Here is a 4,997-nt window from a genome sequence, read left to right as displayed (position 1 = left end):
GCGCAGGGCACTGGTTAGGCAAGCGTGCACCCCTTTTTCGTCACCCCGGACTTGTTCCGGGGTCCACCGAGAGGCAAGCGCGAAGCAAGCGGCTGAAGCCTCGCTCCGAGCAAGACAAGAGTCGCCTTTCCCTCCGGATTCGACACACCCACTTTCGGATCAGCGGCGCGCTCATCCGCGACATGTTCGCATCGCCTCATGCGACCGCCCCGCCCCTTCGCGCCGGAACGCCCCGTCTTCGGAGGACGTCCACAGCGAGAAAAGGCGGAAATCCACGCCTTTCAGCGCTCACCTTTCCTACAAGAACCTATTTGGTTATATTGACGAGATCGCCAGCCACCCGGAAACCCGAATGTCACACTCACCCGTCCGCCAGCACCGCCTCGGTCGCCGCAATCGCCGGCGGGCTGCCGACATCGAACCACAGCCCCTGATGCACCACGCCGAACGCCCGCCCCGCCGCAATCGCGCGTTCCCAGAACAGGTTCGCCGAGAACGGCCCCTCCGGCCAGTCGCGGATCACGCGCGGCGACAGGATCTGCACCCCGGTATAGACGAACGGGGCCAGCCGCCCCGGCTTGCGCCGCCCGACGATCTTGCCGAACGGGTCGAGGTGAAAGTCGCCCTGCCCGCCATGGCAATGCGCGCGGGCGAGCGGGACAAGCAGCAGCAGCGCGTCCATCCGCGCATCGTCCCACGCGGCCGCCAACTGGCGGATCGCATCGATCGGGCCGTCGATCCACAGGTTGTCGCTGTTGACGCACAGAAACGGATCATCGCCCAGCATGTCGCGCGCCTGCACCAGCCCGCCGCCGGTTTCCATCAACTGCTTGCGCTCGTCGGACACCAGCACCTCGATATCCTTCACCCGGTGCGTGACATGCGCCTCCAGCGCATCGGCAAGGTAATGGACATTGACCACCGCCCGTTCGACGCCCGCGCTGCGCAGCCGGTCGAACACATGGTCGATCAGCGGCTTGCCCGCCACCTCGACCAGGGGCTTGGGCCGGGTCGCGGTCAGCGGCCGCATGCGCTTGCCCAGCCCCGCCGCCATCACCATCGCGGTGCGCGGCACGGCACCGGCCGGGATCGGCCGGATCGCCAGCGTCTTCTTCGCGCTCACGCCTGCACCACCACCATCGGATCGCCGCGCAGCTGCGCCGGGATGTTCGCGTCGAACCACGCCTTTACCGGAGCGAGCGCCGGATGCTGCAGATCGCGCTCGAGATAGCCCCACACGCGCGGGCACAGCCCCGGATAGCGCGGCTTGCCATCGCGCTGCCACAGGCGGGTGAAGATGCCGATGATCTTCGCATTCCGCTGCGCGCCGAGCACATGATAAGCATCGACAAAACGCTCATCCGCCCCGGTAATCCGGCGATAGCGGTCGAGCATCGCCGCTTCCAGATCCGGGTGCACATCGCGCCGCGCGTCCTGCAGCAGCGAGACGAGGTCATAGGCCGGATGCCCCGCCAGCGCGTCCTGGAAATCGAGCAGGCCGAGCGTCTCGCTGCCCTCGATCAGCATCAGGTTTTCGGCATGATAATCGCGCAGCACCGTCACCCGCTGCCCCTCGAGCGCCGGGGCCAGCACCGCGTCCCACGCCGTGCGATAGCCCTCGACATCCGCTTCGACCCCGATCGCCGGGCAATACCAGTCGGTCAGCAGTGCCGCCTCGCGCTGGCACACCGCAGCGTCATAGGGGTCGAGTTCCGCCGCTTCATGCCCGCGCAACCGGATCAGCACATCGATCGCCGCCTCGTACAGCCGCAACTCGCTCTCGGGCGCGGCATCTACCGTCTCGCGCAGCCGCGCGTCGCCGAAATCCTCGATCAGGACCAGGCCGGTCTCCAGCTCTTCGCCATAGATTTGCGGGGCAGCGAAGCCGCGATCGGTCAGCCAGCGCGCGATCGAAATGAACGGACGCGGGTCCTCATGCGGCGGCGGCGCATCCATCAGAATCGCGCTACGCCCCGGCGCCTGCACCCGGAAATAGCGACGGAACGACGCATCTCCAGCGAGCGGCAGGATCTCACCATCGCCCCAGCCGATCTCGGCCAGGAAATGCGGTGCCCGTGCGGGCGGGTTCATATCGGGGGGCGAAATCACGCCGTCGCTCATAGGGGCCATCGGTCCTTCCATGCCGCCGGCACCCGCGCTGTCAAGGCGCGCGATCCGTCGGCTTCGATCGTGAGTGTCAGCCACAAGGCGTCCGCCCAATAGCTCTCGGGCAGCCGCTCCGGCCATTCGACCAGCAGCAGCGAATCCGACCGCGCATCGTCCAGCCCCAGCTCTTCGGCCTCGGCCGGATCGTCGATGCGGTACAGGTCGACATGCAGCACCGGAAACACGGTTTCTGGCGGCGCATAAGGCTGCACGATTGCAAAGCTCGGTGACGGTGCCTCACCCGCCAGCCCCAGCGCGGCGAGCAGTCCGCGCGCAATGCTGGTCTTGCCCGCGCCCAGCTGCCCCGACAGCGCGACGACATCGCCCGGCCGCGCCTTTGCCGCGAGCGAACGGCCGAACGCCTCGGTCGCCGCTGCATCCGCCAGCACGATCATGCGCGCGGCAGCTCCGCGACCACCATCGTCCCCTGTCCCGGCTCCGACACCAGTTCGATCGTGCCGCGATGCGCCGCGACGAACTGCTTAGCGAGCGGCAGGCCGAGCTGCAGCGCGCGCTCGCCATTTCGGCTGATCCCCGCCTGGGCGAAGCGGTCGAACGCCTTGGCAGCTACCTCCGCCGCCATGCCGGGGCCATTGTCGGACACGACAATCCGCGCCCTTTTCTCCGACCCGTCGATATGCAGCAGCACCCGGCCACCCTCGCCGGTCCCGCTCACCGCATGCCTCAGCAGATGTTCGATGATCTGGCGGATGCGGCGCGGATCGCCCTGCACGCTACCCGCGCTTCCCTGAATTTCGACCGCCAGTTCGATCCTCTTGGTCTTGATCGAGGGCTGCACATTCTCGACGGCGGCGCCCGCGACCAGCTCCAGATCCACCGTTTCGCGCGCCAGCGCCCCGCCATCACGGGTCAGGTCGAGCACATCGTCGACCAGATCGCCCAGCCGTCCGACCGACTCGAGGATCGCGCCCGAATAGTCGACCGCGGTCTGCGGCAGCGCGCCCGCATAGCCGTTATACAGCATCTCGGCGAAGCCCTTGATCGAGGTCAGCGGGGTGCGCAGCTCATAGCTCATGCTGGCGACGAATGCGGTCTTGATCCGGTCGGCCGCTTCCAGCGCGTCGTTGCGTTCGCGCAGTGCATTCTCGATCCGCCGCCGGTCGGAAATGTCGAGCATCGTGAACAGCGCGTTCCCATCGGGCAGCGGCACCGCCGCCACCTCGAAATGCCGGCCATCGGCGAACTCGATCGATCCGCCGCGCTGCTGCCGCTCGACCGTGGCGGCGCGTACCAGATCGCCGATCAGCGACGCGCGGCCAGGCTTGGCGAGCTTGCCCGCTGCTTCCTTGGCCAGCGCATCGACGCGCGGATGCGCGGTGATGAACGCGTCCTCGAACCCCCAGGCACTCTTGAACCGGTTGTTCCACAGCTGCAGCCGTCCATCGGCGGCGAACACGCCCAACCCTTCGAACAGATTGTCGAACGTCGCCGTGCGCACCCGCAACAGCGTGTCGCGCGCGCTCGCCAGCTGAACCTGCTCGGTCAGATCCTCGAAAATCGTCAGCAGCCCGCCTTCGGGCAGCGGCTGGGCGACGACGCGCAGATGCGTACCGCCGGGCAGCGTCCAATTCTCCTCGCGCGCGCTCTCGGCCGCCAGGAACCATTCGCGCCGCTCATTCTTCCACCCCGGAAAGTCGCGCACCACGGGCAGGCGGTTGGCCTCGCGCATCCGCTCCAGGATGCGGTCGAACTCGGGCCGGTCGGCGAGCCATTCGTTCTTGAGCTCGAAGATGCGGCGGAACGGCTGGTTGCAGAATACCAAGGCGCGATCCGGCCCGAATTGCGCCACACCCGCCGACAGCCGGTCAAACATCGCGCGCTGTGCCTCGGCGGCTCGCTTGATCCCGCCGCGTGCCTGTTCCAGCTCCTCGACATCCACGGCAAAGCCCGCGACTCCGCCGGTCGGCAGCGGCACGTCATGGATGTGCAGCGTGCGCCGCTTGCCCCCGATCGTCGCGGGCAGCTTCACCATCTGCGGCGCGCCCACCTCGCGCGCATGGGCCGGACTGGCGAGCGGTCCTCCCGGGGCCGATGCGTCGACCAGCTCGATGCCTGATGCCACGACCTGCTCGGCGTCCTTGCCCTCGACCGCCTCGACATAGGCATTGTTGACCATCGCGATGCGCAGTTCGGGATCGCGATACCACATCGGCATCGGCGCCGACTGGATCAGGCCGGTCAGCGCGTCGAACGCAACGCGATAGCGATCCGCCTCGGCCGCGAACCGCGCCACTTCCTCGCTCGACTCGGTCGCGTCGAGGAACCACAGCACCGCCCCGCCCGGCGCACGCACCGCATCCGGCGCGCGCATGCCGGTCGCGAGCAACGTCCGGCTCGCCCCACGCACGGGCAGGATCATGCGGAACGGCTTGCCCGCGCGCTGCGCCGCGCCGACCTCCTGCTCCAGCATCTGCGCATCCTCCGGCGCGAGGACCGAGTCATTGTCGATCAGGTCGGAAAAATGCGCCGGCACGGTGTCGAAGCCGAACAGATTGGCCAGCGCGATCGACAGTTCGATCCGCCCATCGGCCCGTACGATCATCGCCAGAGCCGGCGACCCCGCTGCCAGTGCCAACAGCCGCGCATTGGCGTCGCTCAGCCGACCGGCGCGCGCGCGCGCGCGCAATCCGACGAACAGCATCGCGCCGCCAGCCGCGATCAGCAGCGCGAGCGCCGCCCCGGCCAGGGTTGCTGCAGTTTGGGAAATCTCGATCACTGGCCCACGCCGCTGTTCATCCTCGCCTCCTAAGCGAAGCGATGCCCGGCGCAAAGTGTATCCGTCGACAAAAGCGGTGGAGGCGGGCGCACCC

At 68.0% G+C, this 4,997-nt stretch carries 4 protein-coding genes; all 4 read right to left on the bottom strand.

Translation table 11 applies throughout. From position 1 onward, the window contains the following. Nucleotides 1-361: 361 nt before the first annotated feature. The 4 genes from AX681_RS18970 to AX681_RS18955 are packed head-to-tail and all read right to left on the bottom strand — an operon-like array spanning nt 362 to nt 4,903. Complete coding sequence (locus AX681_RS18970; protein WP_082737805.1) at nt 362-1,060, bottom strand: nucleotidyltransferase family protein; 699 nt, start codon at nt 1,058-1,060, stop codon at nt 362-364. Between the two features lie 59 nt (nt 1,061-1,119). Then, nucleotides 1,120-2,091: an aminoglycoside phosphotransferase family protein gene (locus AX681_RS18965; protein ID WP_066656473.1), complete on the bottom strand. Its 972-nt coding sequence runs from the start codon at nt 2,089-2,091 to the stop codon at nt 1,120-1,122. Between the two features lie 26 nt (nt 2,092-2,117). Continuing rightward, complete coding sequence (tsaE, locus tag AX681_RS18960; RefSeq protein WP_066656467.1) at nt 2,118-2,561, bottom strand: tRNA (adenosine(37)-N6)-threonylcarbamoyltransferase complex ATPase subunit type 1 TsaE; 444 nt, start codon at nt 2,559-2,561, stop codon at nt 2,118-2,120. Beyond that, nucleotides 2,558-4,903 carry a PAS domain-containing sensor histidine kinase gene (locus AX681_RS18955; RefSeq protein ID WP_066656463.1) on the bottom strand — a complete coding sequence of 782 codons (2,346 nt, stop codon included), beginning with the start codon at nt 4,901-4,903 and terminating at the stop codon, nt 2,558-2,560. The genes tsaE and AX681_RS18955 overlap by 4 nt, the downstream gene beginning before the upstream one ends. Nucleotides 4,904-4,997: the final 94 nt, after the last annotated feature.

Origin of the sequence: Sphingomonas sp. CCH9-E2, from assembly GCF_001557215.1 — a bacterium.
Classification (GTDB): domain Bacteria; phylum Pseudomonadota; class Alphaproteobacteria; order Sphingomonadales; family Sphingomonadaceae; genus Sphingomonas.
Note: the sequence above shows the minus strand (reverse complement) of the source record. Positions and strands in the feature narration are given on the sequence as shown.

What these genes read in the sequence shown, in the direction of transcription:
- tsaE (WP_066656467.1), bottom strand. Translation starts at nt 2,561, where the DNA reads ATGATCGTGCTGGCGGATGCAGCGGCGACCGAGGCGTTCGGCCGTTCG.
- AX681_RS18965 (WP_066656473.1), bottom strand. Translation starts at nt 2,091, where the DNA reads ATGAACCCGCCCGCACGGGCACCGCATTTCCTGGCCGAGATCGGCTGG.
- AX681_RS18970 (WP_082737805.1), bottom strand. Translation starts at nt 1,060, where the DNA reads ATGGTGATGGCGGCGGGGCTGGGCAAGCGCATGCGGCCGCTGACCGCG.